General features: G+C 55.2%; 15 protein-coding genes and 1 tRNA gene. 12 read left to right on the top strand and 4 right to left on the bottom strand.

Features of this window, described 5'->3' with window-relative positions; translation table 11 throughout:
• Window positions 1–111: 111 nt before the first annotated feature.
• Window positions 112–2,901, bottom strand: a complete 2,790-nt coding sequence (locus ACTIDN_RS05760) for a phosphoenolpyruvate carboxylase (protein ID WP_441376307.1) — start codon at window positions 2,899–2,901, stop codon at window positions 112–114.
• A 134-nt stretch (window positions 2,902–3,035) separates the two neighbouring features.
• Between ACTIDN_RS05760 and ACTIDN_RS05765 the strand changes: the two genes are divergently transcribed.
• From ACTIDN_RS05765 to ACTIDN_RS05805, 9 genes are all read left to right on the top strand, one after another.
• Complete coding sequence (locus tag ACTIDN_RS05765) at window positions 3,036–4,334, top strand: DUF445 domain-containing protein (RefSeq protein ID WP_441376308.1); 1,299 nt, start codon at window positions 3,036–3,038, stop codon at window positions 4,332–4,334.
• Between the two features lie 142 nt (window positions 4,335–4,476).
• Complete coding sequence (locus ACTIDN_RS05770) at window positions 4,477–4,941, top strand: SUF system Fe-S cluster assembly regulator (RefSeq protein WP_048838808.1); 465 nt, start codon at window positions 4,477–4,479, stop codon at window positions 4,939–4,941.
• Between the two features lie 3 nt (window positions 4,942–4,944).
• Window positions 4,945–6,435: a Fe-S cluster assembly protein SufB gene (gene sufB, locus ACTIDN_RS05775; protein ID WP_415508961.1), complete on the top strand. Its 1,491-nt coding sequence runs from the start codon at window positions 4,945–4,947 to the stop codon at window positions 6,433–6,435.
• A 13-nt stretch (window positions 6,436–6,448) separates the two neighbouring features.
• Window positions 6,449–7,219: a Fe-S cluster assembly ATPase SufC gene (sufC, locus tag ACTIDN_RS05780; protein ID WP_048838810.1), complete on the top strand. Its 771-nt coding sequence runs from the start codon at window positions 6,449–6,451 to the stop codon at window positions 7,217–7,219.
• Complete coding sequence (gene sufD / locus ACTIDN_RS05785; RefSeq protein ID WP_441376309.1) at window positions 7,216–8,493, top strand: Fe-S cluster assembly protein SufD; 1,278 nt, start codon at window positions 7,216–7,218, stop codon at window positions 8,491–8,493. Before sufC ends, sufD begins: the two co-directional genes overlap by 4 nt.
• The gene (locus ACTIDN_RS05790) at window positions 8,493–9,734 is read left to right on the top strand and encodes an aminotransferase class V-fold PLP-dependent enzyme (protein WP_441376310.1); all 1,242 of its coding nucleotides are present in this window, start codon (window positions 8,493–8,495) and stop codon (window positions 9,732–9,734) included. The genes sufD and ACTIDN_RS05790 overlap by 1 nt, the downstream gene beginning before the upstream one ends.
• Window positions 9,731–10,195, top strand: a complete 465-nt coding sequence (sufU, locus tag ACTIDN_RS05795; RefSeq protein ID WP_441376311.1) for a Fe-S cluster assembly sulfur transfer protein SufU — start codon at window positions 9,731–9,733, stop codon at window positions 10,193–10,195. Before ACTIDN_RS05790 ends, sufU begins: the two co-directional genes overlap by 4 nt.
• A 136-nt stretch (window positions 10,196–10,331) precedes the next feature.
• Window positions 10,332–10,652, top strand: coding sequence for an SUF system Fe-S cluster assembly protein (locus ACTIDN_RS05800; RefSeq protein ID WP_441376339.1), 321 nt, complete (start codon window positions 10,332–10,334; stop codon window positions 10,650–10,652).
• Window positions 10,653–10,669: 17 nt separating this feature from the next.
• On the top strand, window positions 10,670–11,038 hold the full coding sequence (locus ACTIDN_RS05805; RefSeq protein ID WP_441376312.1) for a HesB/IscA family protein: 369 nt from the start codon (window positions 10,670–10,672) through the stop codon (window positions 11,036–11,038).
• Here ACTIDN_RS05805 and ACTIDN_RS05810 read toward each other — a convergent pair.
• From ACTIDN_RS05810 to ACTIDN_RS05820, 3 genes are all read right to left on the bottom strand, one after another.
• A complete protein-coding gene (locus ACTIDN_RS05810) occupies window positions 10,983–12,233 on the bottom strand; it encodes a class I SAM-dependent RNA methyltransferase (protein ID WP_441376340.1) in 1,251 nt (416 codons plus the stop codon). The two genes, ACTIDN_RS05805 and ACTIDN_RS05810, sit on opposite strands and share 56 nt — an antisense overlap.
• Window positions 12,234–12,316: 83 nt before the next feature.
• On the bottom strand, window positions 12,317–14,281 hold the full coding sequence (locus ACTIDN_RS05815; RefSeq protein WP_441376341.1) for a DEAD/DEAH box helicase: 1,965 nt from the start codon (window positions 14,279–14,281) through the stop codon (window positions 12,317–12,319).
• Between the two features lie 274 nt (window positions 14,282–14,555).
• A complete protein-coding gene (locus ACTIDN_RS05820) occupies window positions 14,556–15,011 on the bottom strand; it encodes a hypothetical protein (protein WP_415508956.1) in 456 nt (151 codons plus the stop codon).
• Between the two features lie 206 nt (window positions 15,012–15,217).
• On the opposite strand from ACTIDN_RS05820, the gene ACTIDN_RS05825 reads away from it, so the two are divergent.
• The 3 genes from ACTIDN_RS05825 to tig all read left to right on the top strand — a co-directional run bounded on the left by ACTIDN_RS05825 (window position 15,218) and on the right by tig (window position 18,198).
• Window positions 15,218–16,612, top strand: a complete 1,395-nt coding sequence (locus ACTIDN_RS05825; protein WP_441376342.1) for an NAD(P)H-hydrate dehydratase — start codon at window positions 15,218–15,220, stop codon at window positions 16,610–16,612.
• Between the two features lie 81 nt (window positions 16,613–16,693).
• Window positions 16,694–16,778: transfer RNA gene (locus tag ACTIDN_RS05830), tRNA-Leu, on the top strand.
• 88 nt (window positions 16,779–16,866) lie between these two features.
• A complete protein-coding gene (gene tig / locus ACTIDN_RS05835; RefSeq protein ID WP_441376313.1) occupies window positions 16,867–18,198 on the top strand; it encodes a trigger factor in 1,332 nt (443 codons plus the stop codon).
• Window positions 18,199–18,311 lie beyond the last annotated feature (113 nt).

Raw genomic sequence — 18,311 nt, forward strand, 5'->3', positions numbered from 1 at the left:
GTGTGACAGTAAAAATTGGTTCCAGAGATGACGGTGTTGCATCAAAAGGTTAGGTGCGATGGCACCTTGAACTACGTGAAATAAGGTGCGGGCTACCCTTCTGATACGCCATTATCCAAAAGCGCCAATTTCATGCATGATAGCTACGCTGATTTCGTGCATCAGGTCGTAACAGTGTTTCATGGGAATGAAGATTTGCTGACGTTCCCGCCCATAAAGGTTCTCATCCCGCAGGCCTGCGGGTTCATGAAAGTCCAATGTCGATACGGCTGTTCCGGCAGAAAAAATGTGGTCCAGTTCCTCCAGTACGCCCGGAATATCAAGGCATAGGATCTGTTGCATCATGGCTTCGCGGTTAAAGCCTCCGCGCGGCATAAAAAACGGAATGTCGCAGGCCAGAAGCCAGATACGTTCAATCAACGCTATGCGTATGGCATGGAGAGCACGGAGGCGTTCAGAACCGTGGGGTGCGTCTTCCCAAGCTTCACGCAGTGCCAGATGGTCTGCCTGAACCCGGCGGAACAGGGCATGAAGGTCGGATGAGAAGTCGAGTTTCTCGAGGTCTCGCATTAGGGACAGGAAAGCAGCTCTGCGCTGGCGCTGAGGGTCCCGTGTCGCACGTTCCAGCCAGAAGCCGGGGTCCAGCAAATGGATAACGGATTTCAGGACCCGGTCATCTGAGCAGGCGAGGGCATGGCGCGCAAAGTCCAGCGCACAATGAAAACGAGGGCTGGACGTGTTGAAGGTTTCAAATGTTTCGGGGTGGCGCAGTACGGCGGTACCCAGCCCCTGAAGCGTGTTGGCACACCAGCCTAACTGCTGGAGAATGGCATTGTTGGGAATGGCACGAAGCTGGCTGGGGTGGCTGATACGGGTACGATTAGCCGATTCAGCGCTTTGTCGTGCCGGAGGCCGTGAGCCTGTACGGTCAATCAGGGCGGGCCCAAAGGCCCCCAGTAAAGCAGCGTAACCAGGGTCTTCCACCAACCGGGTCATGCCCTCCGCAATGCTGGAGAAGAAGTCGGCAGAGAAATCAGGTTGATCGTAAACAGGGTCAGACTCGGCCTGAAGGGGGGTGAACAGGTAGTCAGCAATTGTTGCTATTGTGGCTCCGGCAAGCAAAGGCGTACCGAAGAGCAGATAGCCGTCTCCACCCTGAAAAGCAGTTTCTTCCCGGCAGATAATGCCAGAGGACGCAAATTTGGACCGGGCATGATGCGGTGACAGATAGTTGAAGCGGTCTGCAAGCCGGAAAGGGTGCGCCCCACGCCCAATGCTTTCCCCGTGGGTATCAAAGAAAATTACCGTAACGTCTGTCAGGCCCCAATGGGCCAACAGATCGTGAATTTTAAGGCGTAGGCGTTCAATCAGGTTTGTTGCAGCCAACTGGCCCACATAGCGCCCGGAATCGGAGTATCCAAACTGGAAGCAGATGCGCCCCGTGCGCTGCACATACGCCCGCCAGGCAGGCGAGCGGAGTGCCTCTTCCACAATCCGGTCACCGTTAGTCAGTGCCTCTTCTGTTTCAAAAAGAGGTGAAATTTCCAGTTTGTCGGCAACACCAAAATATGTGGCGGCCCATAAGGCAGCCAGCAAGGTATAGCCGCTTTCCGTTTCGGCAATCAGGAAGCGGACAGGTGTGTCTGCATCAATATGTTTAAGGATTTGCGCCACGGTCATCATCAGGCGCCCAGCCGTAGAGGGGTCACCCATCAGCGACCCGAAATCGACCGGCACGGGCTGCACCTGTTCCAGAGCCTCATTAATACGGGCCAACAGGGTGCGCCGATGAGCCGGGTTGCCCGGCATATCCAGAATATCCAGCTTCTGCCGGACAAAATTATGAACCTGTGCGGCATTAAGACGCACATGTGTGTGCGCCAAGGCCAATCCGTGCGCCAGAAAACCTGCGCGGGCTACGGCAAGCTGTTCCTGTTGCTCTACGGACGCGTTCTGGATTGCATCCAGAAGATCCTGATCCAGCTCCTGAGCTGAGGTCAGGGCCTGAGTATTGCTATTAACCATTTTATCAGCAAAAGCGGCTACTGTGTGCGGGTCCGGCTGTGTTGGGGTGGCGGCTAATTGCTGTTCAACAGCGCTTATGGCTTTTGCAATGCGGGTCGACAAATGGGGTATGGCGTCACGAGAGTCGGCCAGTTGATCCTGCAGGCGCTCAAGTTGAAGCAGTTTCATACGGAGCCGTAAGCGTAGCGTATCCCACCACCCAATGTCCGTCCGTCCGTCGGTGTCATACCCCACCCAACTGGTCGCAATAACAGGATGGGGGGCAAGCAGATGCCACTTGTCTGGCCATGCTTTTCGGGCTGTACGAATGAGCGTGGCGTTCAGGCTATCCATCGCATCACGAGCGCGGGCAATAGCCTGCGTCGCAAGGGTAAATTCTTCGTTCAGAGTAGGAGGTGCGGCCCGACGGTGCGTTTCAAAAAAGGGTGCAGTATCAGGTAAAACCGGATGGGACGCGCAGTCAGCCAACGCCGCATACACAGTGTTGTTCAAGGCAAAGGTAGGGTGTGCGGTAAAGACAGCGGCAAACCGCGTAGGGGCTACTGCTTGCATGAAAGCTTCTGGCGTCTGTTCTGGCAAAGTCGCAAAAAGCTGGTTCACACTCTCTTGTAGTCGTCGCTGTGTATCATGCGTGTTCGCCCCACCAACGTAGCGGTGCAGGCGGCCCGCGCGGCGCAAAAAGGCACTGTCTCTCACAGCCTGAATTTGTAAGGACACATCTTCTACCGACAGCGTGCCATCAGCCAAGGCACTGGCAATAACCTGTGCGACTGCCGTTACAGGGTTAGAGGTATCGGTCGCGCGCGGGCCATAAGGCGCAGTAAGAAGCGGCGCTAGGAAAGACTGGAACTCTTCAGGAAAAGAGGAAAGGTCCATGATGTGTCGTACCCGCAAGTTGTCATTTTTATTGTTAGGCTAATGTCGGGCAAACAGTTTCATGTCTTGGCGCGGGCGGCAACAACCTTCACGCACTCTTGGGAACGGAAGCATGCAGTGCTATCCATTGGCCTATGACATTGTACCCTGAAAGTGACGCAGACAAAGCGGCCCGCAAAACCCTTAAACGTTATCAACGCGCAGCAACGGGACTGCTCGTTTTTATGGGGGGACTGACTGTTGCAGGGTATGCTGCACCCGCTGCAGGCTGGGTAACGGATGGCTTTGGGCTTGAGATGCTGCGGGCCGGGGCGCGCGCCGGTGTGGTGGGTGGTTTGGCAGACTGGTTTGCCGTTGTGGCCCTGTTCCGCCACCCCATGGGACTGCCAATCCCGCACACCGCGATTCTCCCTGCGCAAAAAGAAAAACTGGGGCGTGCTTTAGGGCGCTTTGTGTCCGGACAGGTTTTTACGGAAAAAGAGGTTACACGCGTTTTGGAACGTGTGGATATTCCCAATTTTCTGGCCAACATGCTGGATGAGCCAGGTACGCGTGAGACAATAACGCGGTCGTTACTCTCCTCCATGCCGCAGATGCTCGACCGGTTGGAAGATGGGCGTGCCAGCGCAGCTATTAGCAAGGCGTTACCGCATTTGGTGGGCGGGAACAGTCTAGCCCCCATCGTGGCGAAGGCGCTGCGCAGCCTTGTGGATGATGACCGGCATCAGGAAGTGCTCTCTTATTTCCTCAGTCAGATCAAAGATGGATTGCAAGCCAAGGAAGGTGCCTTACGCGGCATTATTGAAGATCGCGTGCGGGAGCAGGGGGGGCGGTTGCTGGGCTGGGCAATTGGGGGATCTATCGCTACCCGCGTGCTGCTGGCTGCCAGCAAGGAGCTTGAGCGTGTGGACCCCCAAAACTCCACGTTGCGGGAAGGGTTTACCGCGTGGGTGCGCGGTCAGATTGACCGCATAGAAACGGACCCTGAACGTGGGTCGGAAATTTCCCAGACCATCATGAGCGTTCTGTCGCATGAAAGTGTCGTGGTGTGGTGGGGTGATATTTGGCAGCGTTTCCGCCGTTTGGTGGAAGAAGATATTGAAGACCCCAATGGTCGCATAGCGTCTGTTATTCAGGACGCTGTGGACCGGATGGCCATGCAGGCCAGACAGGACCCCGCCTTGCGTCAGAAAATTATGGATGGTGTCAGCAAGGCAACCTTCAAGGCTCTTCCTTTTGTTCGTGAACAGATGGCCGACTTCATTGCCAAGGTTGTCGCCGGGTGGGACGCCGTACAAATTGCTGAAAAACTGGAACTGCGCGTCGGGAAAGAACTGCAGTTTGTAAGGTTTAACGGCACACTTGTCGGATTCGGAGTGGGGGCCGCGTTGTTTGCAGTGTTACGGCTGCTCTTTGGCGTTAACGCACAATAGGGTCTGGTATGCCCTTCCAGCCGGGCAGATCACGTTTGCGCGGCATGCGGGAAAGGTGTCGTTTTCGGTTGACGTTTGGCCCGCTTGGTCTCATGTGTCTGAAACAGGACCTCTCAGGTCTCCAATCAGGTAATGCAGGATAATGCTGAAACTTTCCCGGCTGGCTGACTACGCGGTCGTTATTCTTGTTAATCTTGGCGAGCAGGACGGCGTGGTGACATCACCCGCTCTGGCCACGGAAACAGGTGTGCCAGAACCCACTGTCGCTAAAATTCTTAAAGTGCTCTCTGCCAATAAATTCGTGCTGTCCCAGCGCGGGGCCAAAGGCGGTTACCGTCTGGCGCGTCCGTTGGCGGAGATTTCGGTTGCCAGCGTTATCTCCGCAATGGATGGCCGGATTGCCCTTACAGCCTGCGTGGATGGCGGAGAGTGTGATGCCGGCGTATCCTGCGGCATGTGCGGCAGTTGGGACACAATCAACAAGGCCATACGGGATACGCTTGAAGCGATCTCACTGGAGACCATGCGGCAGAACAGTACCTGCGGTTCTGCCTTCATGAAGAAAAACGTCCTGACCAGTGGCAACACACAATGTGAAGGGGCTTGAGCCATGCCAGCAGTGACAGAAACCCGTGAAGCGGTCGAAAAACTGGGTCAATCTTCCTACAAATGGGGGTTTGAAACCGAAATTGACATGGATCTTGCCCCCAAAGGGCTGAACGAAGATACCATCCGCCTGATCTCGGCCAGGAAGGAAGAGCCTGAATGGTTGCTGGAATGGCGGCTGAGTGCCTATCGGGCTTGGTTGACCATGGCAGAACCGCAATGGGCCAAGGTGTCTTACCCTCCCATTGATTATCAAGACCTCCACTACTACGCGGCTCCTAAAAAGAAGCCCGGCCCTAAGTCCCTTGAAGAAGTGGACCCTGAACTGCTGCGGACCTATGAAAAACTGGGTATCCCTCTGCATGAGCAGGCTTTGCTGGCCGGAGTGGAGTTGCCGGAGGGCGAAGTCGCGCGCACTCCCGTTGCTGTTGATGCAGTGTTTGACAGTGTGTCGGTTGTCACCACCTTCCGCAAAACGCTGGAAGAAGCTGGCGTTATTTTCTGCCCGATTTCCGAAGCAGTAAAAGACCATCCAGAACTGGTGCGGAAGTATCTGGGCACCGTTGTACCTGCCGGAGATAACTTCTACGCAGCCCTGAACTCTGCCGTGTTTACGGATGGCTCCTTTGTTTACGTGCCCAAGGGTGTGCGTTGCCCCATGGAGCTTTCCACCTACTTCCGCATCAACGCCCGCAATACCGGGCAGTTTGAACGCACGCTGATTGTGGTGGAAGACGGCGCGTATGTATCCTATCTCGAGGGCTGTACAGCGCCCATGCGGGACGAAAACCAGCTTCACGCAGCAGTGGTTGAGTTGGTGGCGATGGACGATGCGTCTATCAAATATTCTACGGTCCAGAACTGGTATCCCGGCGATGAAAATGGCCGCGGGGGTATTTATAACTTTGTGACCAAGCGTGGCGCCTGCCGTGGTGCCCGCTCCAAAATTTCATGGACACAGGTTGAGACCGGTTCGGCCATTACGTGGAAGTACCCATCCTGCATATTGCAGGGAGAAGGATCAGTAGGGGAATTCTATTCGGTTGCTGTGACCAACAACCATCAGCAGGCGGATACCGGCACCAAGATGATCCACATTGGGCGCAATACGCGCTCAACCATCATTGCCAAAACAATTAGTGCGGGTAAGTCAGACAGCACATATCGAGGGTTGGTGCGCGTACTGCCCAAAGCATCCGGCGCACGTAACTTTACGCAGTGTGATAGCCTTCTGATTGGCGATCAGTGTGGGGCGCATACCGTGCCTTACATTGAAAACCGCAATATGGCCGCCCGTATTGAACATGAAGCTACCACGTCCAAAATATCAGAAGACCAGCTTTTCTATTGCCGTCAGCGTGGTCTGTCGGAAGAAGATGCTGTGGGTCTGATAGTCAACGGCTTCTGCCGAGACGTGTTGAAGGAGCTGCCCATGGAGTTTGCCGTGGAAGCTCAGAAATTGTTGCAGATCAGCCTTGAAGGCAGCGTAGGGTAAGGAAGGGCAGAACATGACCCAGTTTTTGGAAATTTCCGGTCTGTGCGCCCGGATTGATGCGGACGGACAGGAAAAAGAAATCCTGCGTGGAGTGGATCTGACCATTCCGCCGGGTGAGGTCCATGCCATCATGGGGCCGAATGGCTGCGGTAAGTCTACGCTGTCTTACGTTCTGGCTGGACGGGAAGAGTATGAGGTAACTGCCGGATCCGTGCAGTTTCATGGTCAGGACCTGTTGGCCATGGAACCAGAAGAACGCGCTGCAGCAGGCTTGTTTCTGGCCTTCCAGTCTCCAATTGAGTTGCCCGGCGTCAATAATGCCAACTTCCTGCGTACGGCCGTCAATGCGGTCCGGCGCGCCCGTGGGCAGGAGGAGCTTGATGCTGTTGCCTTCCTGAAAGCTGCGCGTGAGGCTGCAAAGTCCCTCTCCATGGCGCCAGATATGCTCAAGCGTAACGTCAATGTCGGTTTTTCCGGTGGGGAGAAGAAGCGGAATGAAGTGCTGCAGATGACTCTGCTTCAGCCTTCTTTTGCTATTCTGGACGAAACAGATAGCGGCTTGGATGTGGACGCCCTGCGGATTGTTGCCGAAGGTGTGAACCGCATGCGCTCACCTGAGTTTTCTGCGCTGGTTATCACCCATCACAAACGTCTGCTTGATTACCTGAAGCCAGACCGTATTCACGTTATGGCAAAAGGGCGCATCATTCATTCTGGTGGGCCAGAACTGGCTGAGCAGATTGATACAGAAGGTTACACCCGCTTTCTTGCGGAGGCCGCGTGAACGCCATAGCAAAAAATCCAAAAGCAACCTTACAGTCGTTTGAGGCCCGTTTTGACACGATAACGGACCAGACACGCAAGGCTGCTCTAGGGGCTCTGCACAGGGTGGGTCTGCCTGACCGCCGCGTGGAAGAGTGGAAATACACTGGCCTGCGTTTTCTTACGGAAACGCCGTTTGCTGCTCCTGCACAAGCGTATGATGCTGCACAGGTGCGGGCTGAACTGGATCGGCTTGGTGTCACAAAAGGTCCGGCTGAGGCTCTGCCTCGTCTGGTGTTTGTGAACGGTCTTTATGCTGAGGAATTTTCTCAGAAGCCCACATCTGCTGACGTTTCCTTCTTTGCACAGACCAAGTCTTTTGGTGTGCAGGCTTGCCCGGATCGGGACCCACTGACAGCGCTGAATACTGCCTTGGCGCAGGACGGTGTGAGCTTGTCTGTGCCAGAAAATGGGGATGCAGGGCATGTGCTGCTTATCTCCATAGGGCAGGCTGACGCTCCTGTATCTTTCCATCCTCGTCATGCCGTTGTTTTGGCAGCAGGGGCCAAGCTTTCCCTTACTTGTATTCAGGCAGGGCAGGGCAGGTATCTGCATAATCCCGTTTTGGAGGTTTCCGTTGCCGCCCGTGCAGAGTTGCAGCATGTAACGGTGCAGGCGGAAGGTGATGATGCCGCCAGCCTGGCAACACTCTATGCACAGGTGGATGAGCACGGCAGCTATAACAGCTTTGTTCTTGGCTTGGGCGCTGCGCTGGCCCGGCACGAGGTTCATGCCACGCTCGCAGCATCCCACGCACAGGTTCATGTAAATGGTGCGCAACGCCTTCGTGCGCGTCAGCATGGTGACCTGACAAGTGTCATCACCCATGCTGCGCCGGACTGTATCTCCCGTCAGACCGTTCGCAACGTGTTGGATGGTCAGTCTCGCGGCGTGTTTCAGGGCAAGGTTCTGGTCGAACGTATTGCCCAGAAGACCGATGGCTACCAGATGAATCAGGCTCTGCTTTTGTCCGAGCAGGCTGAGATTGATGCCAAGCCCGAGCTGGAAATCTACGCGGATGACGTCAAATGCAGCCACGGGGCAACCGTAGGCGCGTTGGATGAAGACCAGATGTTTTATCTGCGTAGCCGCGGCGTACCGTATGCGGAAGCCCGGCAAATCCTCATACATGCCTTTTTGGAAGAGGCACTAGCGCTGATTCCGGATGAGACGGCGCGGGCTCTTTGCAGCCACATTATGGCCCAGCGGTTTCCCGTAAGTGGAGAGGAGGCATAATGTCCGTTTTGCAGCACAAAAATACACTGGATAGTGCCGCAATTCGTGCCCAGTTCCCTATTCTTGGGGAGAAGGTGCATGACAGGCCTCTGGTTTTTCTAGATAGCGCGGCTTCAGCACAGAAGCCCGTTGCGGTTATTGATGCCATGGCCAATACCATGCGCACACAATATGCCAACATCCATCGCGGTCTGCACTGGATGAGCGAACGCACGACCGAGGCCTATGAAGGCGTGCGTGATCTGGTGGCTGCATTTCTGAATGCACCGTCCCGCAATGAAATCGTGTTCACGCGGAACAGCACAGAAGCCATTAATCTGGTTGCGCATTCTTTTGGTGCACTGCTCAAGCCGGGGCAGGCTGTGGTTATTTCCGAAATGGAACACCATGCCAACCTGGTGCCGTGGCAAATGTTGCGTGACCGCGCAGGCATAGAACTTCGCATTGCCCCGATTACAGACGCGGGTGATCTGGATCTGGATGCTCTGCAAACTTTGCTGGCTGACGGCACGGTCGGGTTAGTCGCTGTTACGCACATGTCCAACGTGCTCGGGACGGTCACGCCGGCGAAGGCCATAGCGGATATGGCCCATGCGGCTGGAGCGCAGGTTCTGTTTGATGGCAGCCAGTCTGTTGTGCATCGTAAAACCGATGTGCAGGCACTGGGGGCGGATTTTTATACTTTTACCGGGCACAAGCTGTACGGGCCGACAGGCATTGGTGTGTTGTGGGCGCGTAAAGAGCTGCTTGACGCCATGCCACCCTTTATGGGGGGCGGAGATATGATCTCCACCGTCACGTTTGAGCGGTCAACATGGGCTAACGTGCCGCATAAGTTTGAAGCCGGGACGCCTGCCATTATCGAGACCATAGCTCTCGGGGCTGCCATTACATGGGTGGAAAGCATTGGCATGGATGCCATTGCGGCGCATGAGGCAGACCTGACGGCGTATGCCTTGACCCGCCTGCAGGATGTACCGGGGCTAAAAGTTGTTGGTCAGCCGCGGGATCGTGGTGGCGTTATTTCTTTCACAATGGCTGACGTGCATCCGCACGATATTGCAACCCTGCTGGACCGCAACGGGATTGCAATACGCGCAGGACACCACTGTGCGGAGCCCCTCATGCGTAGGTTGGGCCTGACTGCTACCGCTAGGGCCAGTTTTGGGCTCTACACGGTTAAGGAAGAAATTGATGTGCTGGCAGATACGCTGGTTCGCATCAGAGATTTCTTTGTGTGACGCAGGTGCTTGAAGGTTCAGCACTCTATGACCAACTGATTGTTGCGCGCTCTCGTGCCCCTCTTTTTGCAGGGCGGCTGGAGCAGGCGGAAAAAGTTGGAAACGGTAAAAATCCGCTCTGTGGTGATAAAACACGGGTGGAACTTGCGCTGGACCACAACCATATCAGTCAGGTGCGCCATCAGACACGAGGATGTGCCATCTGTCTGGCTGCAGCGGACCTGATGGCCGAGCGTATTCTGGGCCTTAGTCCGGCTCAGGCGTTACAAGTCGGGCAACGTTTTTCTGCCTTGCTGGTGGAAGATACGGCTCCCGCCACCGTTGAGGGTGAGTTTGAAGAAATTGCTGCATTGGGGCCGCTTAAGGCGTTTGCCCCGTTGCGTGCGCACCGCTCCCGTATTCGGTGCGCAGAACTGCCGTGGGCCGCTTTAAAGGAGGCGCTTTCTCATGACGACGTTTGAAAAGGTGCACGCTCCTGACACTCAGCAGGAAAATGCACAGAATGATCATCCGGTTCTGAATACAGACGGACCAGAGGGTCATCCAGAGCAGGCTAAGGTAGAGAGCTGGCAGCCTGATGAGGCTGAGGGTAGCACTATGCCTGTGGCAACAGGCCCTGTTGATGAAGATGCCATTATCGCAGCCATTGCTACGGTACATGACCCTGAAATACCGGTTAATATCTACGAACTTGGGCTGATTTACGCGATCGACCTGTACGATGATGGCCGTGTAAAAATTGAGATGACTCTGACGGCCCCAAACTGCCCCAGTGCGCAGGAATTGCCTTTGCAGGTTAAAGAGGCGGTTGAAAAAGTGCCGGGTGTGGTTGCTGCAACCGTTGATGTCGTGTGGGACCCACCGTGGGATATGTCCCGTATGAGCGATGAAGCCTGCCTTGCACTGAACATGTTTTAACGGGAAAGGACGGAACAATGTCACAGACCATAGTTGCGCCGCCTGCAAAGAGAGAATTGCCCCCCCTTATGCGTCTAACAGACGCAGCAGCGCACCAGTTGGAACAGCTTTATAAAACGGCACATGCCGGGCAGACGCTCCGCATTGCCGTGACCACCAAAGGCTGCTCCGGCAAGGCGTATGACATGCAGTTTGTTGAAGCGGCATCTGTCGGTGATGAAATTGTAAAAGATAAAGGCCTGACCCTGTTTGTGGACAGCAAAGCCGTACTGTTTCTTATTGGGTCAGAAATGGATTTTCAGCAGACAGACCTCTCGGAAGGGTTTGTATTTATAAACCCAAACGAGAAGGGCCGCTGCGGCTGCGGCGAGAGCTTTCATGTGTGAAGCCACAAACGGCTTCCACTTCTGCTGACCACAGGAACTGGTCAATAACCTGCACGCTCGTCAGGCTGTATCCGGCAGTGTGCAGGGCCTCCGCGTCTTTTGCCAGCGCGGCCGGATTACAGCTGACATAAACAACGTGTTTTGGTTTACCCAATGTCAGTTGCTTCATCTGTAATTTTGCACCGGCGTGGGGAGGGTCCAGCACAACGGCTGCGGCCTCTCCCAGTTCACGAGCCATAATGGGCTGACGGTTCAGGTCCCGGAGGGAGACATCCAGTTTGTAGCCGCTTGCAGCCGTTTTCAGGCATGTTGCTGCTGGCTGATAGCCCTCATACGCCACGACTCTGGCTAAGGTGCTGAGCGGGAAGCTTAACGTTCCGCACCCTGCATAGAGCTCAATAATGGAGTCTCGTTTGGCCAGTTTGGCAGGTAAGGCAGCCAGTACGGCATCCTGAATCCAGCGCTCACTTTCTTGCGTTGCCTGCAAAAAGGCACCCGGCGGCGGGGCTACAGTAGCAGTGGCTAAGCTATGAAACACTGAGCCCCTTTGGGCAACGGTCTCATACGCATCAGAACCACGCTGATACCAGTTGATACGCGGAATAGATAACGAATCGGCAAAAGCCGCCAGACGGATTCTGTCTGCAGCGGTTAATGGCCCGTCAGTGCTGAAAAGAATATCCAGCCCTGAATCCAGCAGATTAATCTGTATCTCTCCCGCCTGCCGCAAGCCTTCGAGGCTCCGGAGTACCTGCCGGAGTGGCTGGAGGGCGGCGAACAGACTCGGGTGCATGATCTGGCAGGTTGTTAAATCAACAATCTGCGCACTCCCTCGGGCGTGCAGGCCTAAAAGCAGTTCTTTGCCGTTCCGACGAATGGCAAGATCTGCACGTCTGCGGGAATGCGGTGGAACCTGATGCTGCACAACGTCCGGTAGAGTTTTAAAGCCCGCTTTTTTTAGAGCAAAAAGAACCCGGTCCGTTTTCCAGTTTAGCAGTGCGGCTGGTGCAACATGCTGTAATGAGCAGCCACCACATGTCTCAAAAAGAGAGCAAGGAGGGGTAACCCGATCTGGTGAAGGCGTATCAATACGCTCCACATGCCAGTCTTTTCCATTACGAGAGGCAATGGTGACTGTGTCGCCCGGTACTGTGTTGGGGAGATGGATGATAGTTCCATCATCCAGACGGGTCATTCCGTCGCCTTGTGCGCCCAGATACCCAATAGTAACGGTCCGCTCTGTAGGAGCGGACCGTATTACGTCATTTTGTGTCACAGTCAGGAGTGCTCTACCGTGCCATCGTCCGTGACCGACATATCAGATGTCGGAGTGGGGAGGTCTGCCAGAATGGTGGTGCGGCGTGGCAGAAGCATGAAAGAGGGTACATCCTTACCAAAGCCAACAAACTCTCCGGCTGGCATGGGCGGGGCTTCATCACGCATCCGCTCACGGTAGGGTTTCTGCTGGCCGTTCCGGGGGGCCGGGTAAGGAGCTTGTGCGCCCCTATTACGGCCACGTGTCTGCTGCTGCGTGTCCGGTGCCGCCTGTGGTGCTGCAACAGGTGCATCCTGCACAGGCGCAGCATCTTTAGGTTTGTTGTGCTGCGCAGGCTTGGCTTGCCCGTCCCGACGAGGCCGGTCGCGATTGGCAGCGTGACGGGAAGGCCGTTTTTCGTCTGTCCAATCAAGCTGGTTAACGCCCTCAATCGTCAGGCGATTGATCGGTTTGCCCGTCAGGGTCTCAATGGCGTCAGCCAAAGCTTTATCGTAGGGGGTTGCCAAACTGTAGGCGTGACCTGTCCGTCCTGCGCGCCCCGTGCGGCCAATGCGGTGCACATAATCTTCTGCATGGAATGGCAGATCAAAATTGAAAACGTGGGACAACCCACCAATATCAATTCCACGGGCGGCCACATCAGAGCACACCAGAACCTTAAGTTCACCATTCTTGAATTTTTCAAGTGTGGCGAAGCGCGCTGACTGAGGCAGGTCACCATGCAATGCGCCAACAGCAAAACCATGTTTGGTCAGGGAGCGTGTCAGAACGTCCACATCGCGTTTGCGGTTACAGAAGACAATGGCATTCTGCATGGCTGGGTCACGCAGCATGCGGCGCAACGTGTCACGTTTGTTAAACTCATCAACCACCACAAGGCCGGTTTCGATTGTCGTTGCAACAGACGATTCGCGGCTGACTGTAATTTCCTTGGGGGAATGTAGGAACGCATCAGCCAGCTTCCGGATAGGGGGAGCCATGGTCGCGGAGAAGAAGAGAGTTTGCCTGTTCGCAGGCAGGAAACTCACGATTTTTTCGATATCGGGGATGAAGCCCATATCGAGCATACGGTCAGCTTCATCAATAACCAGAATACGCGTCTGCGTCAGTAGCAGGCCACCGCGTTCAAAAAGATCAAGCAGGCGGCCGGGTGTGGCAATCAGGACGTCCACACCACGATTCAGAACCTCTTTCTGGTCCGCCATGCTTTCGCCGCCAATCAGCAGGGCATGGGTCAGTTTGAGATATTTGCCGTAATTTACAAAGTTTTCGGCAACCTGAAGAGCCAGTTCCCGTGTTGGTTCCAGAATGAGGGAGCGTGGCATACGGGCCCGAGCGCGAGAATCGGACAGAATTTCCAGCATCGGCAACGTGAAAGAGGCCGTTTTGCCAGTCCCTGTCTGAGCAACGCCCAGTACGTCTTTCGCCATCAGAATGGCAGGAATAGCCTGCGCCTGAATGGGGGTGGGGTGAACGTACCCCATGTCCTCAATGGCGCGCAAAATGGGTTCGGAAAGTTCCAGATCCTTGAAGAGGGGTTTGTCCTCTTTGGCTGGCTCCTGCGCCGTTTCTGTAACCGAGCGCTCAGTTGCAGCCTCTGTGTCTGCAACTGGCGTTTCTTCGGTGGCAGCTTCAACAACGTCCGGCTTGGCCTCCGGGGTTGGTGCTTCTACAGGAGCCGTAGCAGCTTCTTCTACTGGTTCTGGCGCTTCTTTTTTTGCTGCAGCGACAGGCTTTTTTCGGACTGCGGTTTTTCGCACAGGTGTTTTGCGTGCCCGCGTTGTTTTGGCTGCAGCTTTTGCAGGCGCAGCGTCAACTGCTTCAGCACTCTCTGCGGCAGGTAGGTCTACAGCCTCAACAACGGCTTCGGCAGCAGCGGCTTTCACTTTTGGTGCCGCGCGGCGGGTCCGTGTCGTTTTTTTGACAGGTTTGGCCTCTACACCACCGTCAACAGGCTCCACAGCCACACTTTCCGTATCGGCTTTTACCGAAACGTCAGAGGCGGCCACGTCCGTTTTTTTACGGGTGCGGGTTGTGGTTTTGCGGGGGCGTGCAGGTGTTTTGGCTGTCAATATACTCTCGGGAGTAGTCAGTCATTATGAAGCATGGACCGACAGGCCCTTGGTTTTCCCCCGCGCCAAAAAGTTGGCGCAAGGTCATAAACTGAAGCCGGTCAGGCGAATGTTCCGATAAAGGGAAACGCCATTGGAATCAAGTTTTCCAGTAAACTCTCTCCCGTTCTTATACGAATGGATGGCCCATGGCTGCGACCAGAACAGCAAGAACACCCATTGCTACAATTATAAGAATTTGAGAGCGGATGGAGTCGAAGGTCGCAGGCTGCGGGCGAATAGCCCGACGGGCTTTCTGGTAAGGACCGGTTAGAATACGTACGAAGAGCAGCGCCATGATAACGCCTAGGCCCTGCATTGCGTTTGTTGTCCATGGAACATGAGCAAACCCGCCTTCATGCAGGATAAGCAGCCAACCTGTGATGAGGGCTGTGGGGATAACGTGTGTCAGCATTTTGAAAAAACGACCAAGCGTTTGTAAATGCACAGAATTACGTTGCGTATTATCCAGCAAGCTCAGGCTGGGGCGTAAAATTGCCGTGGCATAAACAGCCCCACCAATCCAGACGACAATGCAAAGAATATGAAGTGCGAGAACAAGGCTCCACACAATGGAATGAGACATGCAGACTCCGCTTTAACAAGAAACCGAAAAGACCCTTAAAGGGTTAGAACTGCGCGCCACAGTTAGGGTTCAATAGGGGCGTAGCACACTTAAGCTGTCTGATTGCCAAGGCACGGCCTTGGGTGCAAGTCAGTTTGCTGGATGTCAGGAGAGAGAATTTGCCAGTATCCGCTAATTCCGCCCTTGCGCTCTACACCCCAGAAGAAATGGGGCGGATAGACCATCTGGCAGCGCAAAGCGTATCCGTTTCAGTGTTGATGGAGGCCGCAGGGCGGGCTGTTGCGCGCGCCATCTGTCAGCATTTCAGGTCATGTCGTGTGCTGGTTTTATGTGGTCCAGGCAATAATGGTGGCGATGGATATGTTGCCGCACGGTATCTGGCGCAGGCAGGCTGGCCCGTGAGTGTTGCCTGCTATGCTGACCCAAAGGCTGGTAGTGTTTCGGCTCAGGCTGCGGCCCGTTTTAAAGGGCCACGTCAGCCTTTTACACCGGAGGAAGCTCAGAGAGCGGACCTCGTGGTGGATGCGGTGTTCGGTGCCGGGTTAAGTCGCGACCTCAATGCGGTTGTGAGTGCAGTACTTAGTGCGGCTCACAAAATTGTTGCGGTTGATATCCCGTCAGGCATCGACGGTGCGACGGGTCAGCCGCGTGGTTTGGTGAGCAAAGCGCTCATGACCGTAACTTTTGTACGTCCCAAGTTAGGGCACCTGCTGTACCCCGGACGAGCTGATGTGGGGGAACTTGTGGTGGCCGATATCGGGATGCCGCCTGCAGCGTTGACCGGTGTTCCCCCGTGCGCATGGCATAATCACCCCGGCTTGTGGCGCCTCCCTGTATTGAGCGCTGAAAGCCATAAATATACGCGCGGTGTTGTGAGTATCTGTGCTGGTCAGTCCATGCCGGGAGCGGCTCGTTTGTGTGCTGGGGGTGCACGGTCGGCGGGGGCGGGGCTTGTGCGTATAGCGGCAGAGCAGGGGGCGGATCTGTACCGTGCAGGTGCGCCTGGGCTTGTGGTGGATGACGCGCCCCTTTCCAGTCTGCTGGAGGATGCACGGCGCAAAGTATGGGTGTGTGGCCCTGGTCTAACTGAACGCGAAGTTGAGGACACGCTTCCGCTACTCCTTACTGCACAAAAGACTGTTTTGGCGGATGCAGGCGCTCTGTCGGCTTATGCTGGTGTGCCAGAAAAACTGAGGGGTGTTGCTGTGATTACGCCTCATATGGGTGAGTTCGCCAAGCTATTCGGTCCTGTGGGTAAGGACTTGCCGAGCGCGGTCCGTAACGCTGCGCAGGATCTTAACGCCGTTGTGGTGCTCAAGGGGCCGACAACGCTTATTGCCGCACCCGATGGGCAGATGGCGGTGAATACGCATGCCAGTCCCGCTTTAGGCACAGCAGGGTCAGGTGATACTCTTTCGGGTGTTATTGCGGCGTTGCTGGCCGCCGGGATGTCTGCGTGGGGTGCTGCGGGTGCGGGCGTGTGGCTGCATGGAGAGGCTGGTCTTCAGGCTGGCGCATGGCCTTTGGCGGAAGACCTTGACCGTTATCTGGGGCCCGCACGGGAAAAAGCGACTAAAATGCAGGCTGGCGCAATAATCTGATAGATAATGCAAAAGAGTATCTTGCCCCCACCCCCACACTAGGCTACATGCTCCCACCTTGTGACGGGGCATTTTAACCGTGCGGGCGTGGTGGAATTGGTAGACACGCCAGATTTAGGTTCTGGTGACGCAAGTCGTGGGGGTTCAAGTCCCTCCGCCCGTACCAATTTTAGATTGGTAGCCCCGTCCTTCCGCAGCAGCCTTTCGGCACGATGCGGGTTTTTTAAGTTTGTACCGAAAGGAAGGCCTGGCCGATGCAGGTTACCGAGACCCTTTCCGAAGGGCTGAAGCGTGGTTTCACCATTACCATTCCGGCAGCAGATCTTCAGGCGAAGCAGGATGCTCGTCTCAAAGAAGTTGCCGCAGGTCTGACTCTTCCTGGGTTTCGTCCGGGCAAAGTGCCTGTTTCCGTAGCACGCCAGCGTTACAGCGCAGCCGTGCGCGCAGAAGTTCTTGAGCAGACCGTCTCCGAATCCCTGCAGTCAGCTCTTGAAGAGCGCGGTTTCCGCCCTGCTGGTCAGCCTCAGGTTGATCTGGTTTCCGGTCAGGAAGACGGTAGCGATCTTGTTTTCAAGGTTGAAACTGAAATTCTGCCAGAAATCACAGTCCCTGATCTGTCTGATCTGTCCCTGACGCGCCTTAAAGCTGTCGCCAGTGATGAAGCGGTCGACAAGGTTGTGGCTGATATCGCCAAGCGTCAGCGTAACTTCGAAAAAGTTGAAGAAGTTCGCCCCGCTGCAAAAGGTGACATCCTGACGGTTGATTTCGTTGGTAAGCGCGATGGCGTTCCCTTCGACGGCGGTACGGCTGATGATGTGAATGTGGAAATTGGTGGTGAAGGTTTCATCCCCGGTTTTGCAGAGCAGATCGAAGGCATGACACCTGGTGAAGAAAAAATCATCACGGTCACCTTCCCGGAAAACTACGGTGCAGAAGAGCTTGCTGGTAAAGAAGCAACCTTCGACATCAAGGCTAAAGAACTGAAAAAAGCCGTTGATGCGCCTGTGGATGACGAACTGGCTAAAAAGCTTGGTTTTGAAACCCTTGAACAGCTGCGTGACCTGGTCCGCAAGCAGGTTGAAGGTGAATACGAACAGCTGACACGCCTGCGTATCAAGCGCGATCTGCTGGACGCTCTGGCAGCTAAGACAGATTTTGCTGCACCCGAAGGTATGGTTGATGCTGAATTCGACCAGATTTGGGAGCGCGTCGAATCTGACCGTAAAGCTGATCAGCTTGACGAAGAAGACAAAGGTAAGGACGAAGAAACCCTTCGTGCTGATTACCGCAAAATTGCAGAACGCCGTGTAAAGCTGGGTCTGCTGCTTGCTGAAATCGGTCGTAAGAACGCCATTACCGTAACGCAGGACGAACTTGGCCGCGCTATGCGGGCGGAAGCGATGCGTTACCAAGGGCAGGAACAGCAGGTGTTCCAGTTCTTCCAGAACAATCCGCAGGCGGTTGAATCGCTCCGCGGGCCGATCTTTGAAAACAAGGTCGTGGACTATCTGATAGAACTGGCCAAGGTGGAGGACAAGGAAGTCACTCCCGAAGAGCTGTCGGACATACCGCCAGCTAACATCTGAGGCCTTAGTGTCCCGCCAGTGTGAACTGGCGGGACACTCTTTTTCAGCCTGTTTTTCTTTTCCGGGGTGGCATATTGCCACTTTATCTCTATCTTGAATGAGAGTGCCCAACC

This window comes from Acetobacter sp. (assembly GCF_052102375.1).
Taxonomy (GTDB): Bacteria; Pseudomonadota; Alphaproteobacteria; order Acetobacterales; family Acetobacteraceae; genus Acetobacter.

Excerpts from the sequence above, each read along its gene's own strand:
- ACTIDN_RS05805 (WP_441376312.1), top strand. The coding sequence starts at position 10,670 with ATGTCACAGACCATAGTTGCGCCGCCTGCAAAGAGAGAATTGCCCCCC.
- ACTIDN_RS05770 (WP_048838808.1), top strand. The coding sequence starts at position 4,477 with ATGCTGAAACTTTCCCGGCTGGCTGACTACGCGGTCGTTATTCTTGTT.
- ACTIDN_RS05790 (WP_441376310.1), top strand. The coding sequence starts at position 8,493 with ATGTCCGTTTTGCAGCACAAAAATACACTGGATAGTGCCGCAATTCGT.
- ACTIDN_RS05825 (WP_441376342.1), top strand. The coding sequence starts at position 15,218 with ATGGGGCGGATAGACCATCTGGCAGCGCAAAGCGTATCCGTTTCAGTG.
- ACTIDN_RS05765 (WP_441376308.1), top strand. The coding sequence starts at position 3,036 with ATGACATTGTACCCTGAAAGTGACGCAGACAAAGCGGCCCGCAAAACC.
- sufC (WP_048838810.1), top strand. The coding sequence starts at position 6,449 with ATGACCCAGTTTTTGGAAATTTCCGGTCTGTGCGCCCGGATTGATGCG.
- sufB (WP_415508961.1), top strand. The coding sequence starts at position 4,945 with ATGCCAGCAGTGACAGAAACCCGTGAAGCGGTCGAAAAACTGGGTCAA.
- ACTIDN_RS05800 (WP_441376339.1), top strand. The coding sequence starts at position 10,332 with ATGCCTGTGGCAACAGGCCCTGTTGATGAAGATGCCATTATCGCAGCC.
- ACTIDN_RS05810 (WP_441376340.1), bottom strand. The coding sequence starts at position 12,233 with ATGACCCGTCTGGATGATGGAACTATCATCCATCTCCCCAACACAGTA.
- ACTIDN_RS05760 (WP_441376307.1), bottom strand. The coding sequence starts at position 2,901 with ATGGACCTTTCCTCTTTTCCTGAAGAGTTCCAGTCTTTCCTAGCGCCG.
- ACTIDN_RS05820 (WP_415508956.1), bottom strand. The coding sequence starts at position 15,011 with ATGTCTCATTCCATTGTGTGGAGCCTTGTTCTCGCACTTCATATTCTT.
- tig (WP_441376313.1), top strand. The coding sequence starts at position 16,867 with ATGCAGGTTACCGAGACCCTTTCCGAAGGGCTGAAGCGTGGTTTCACC.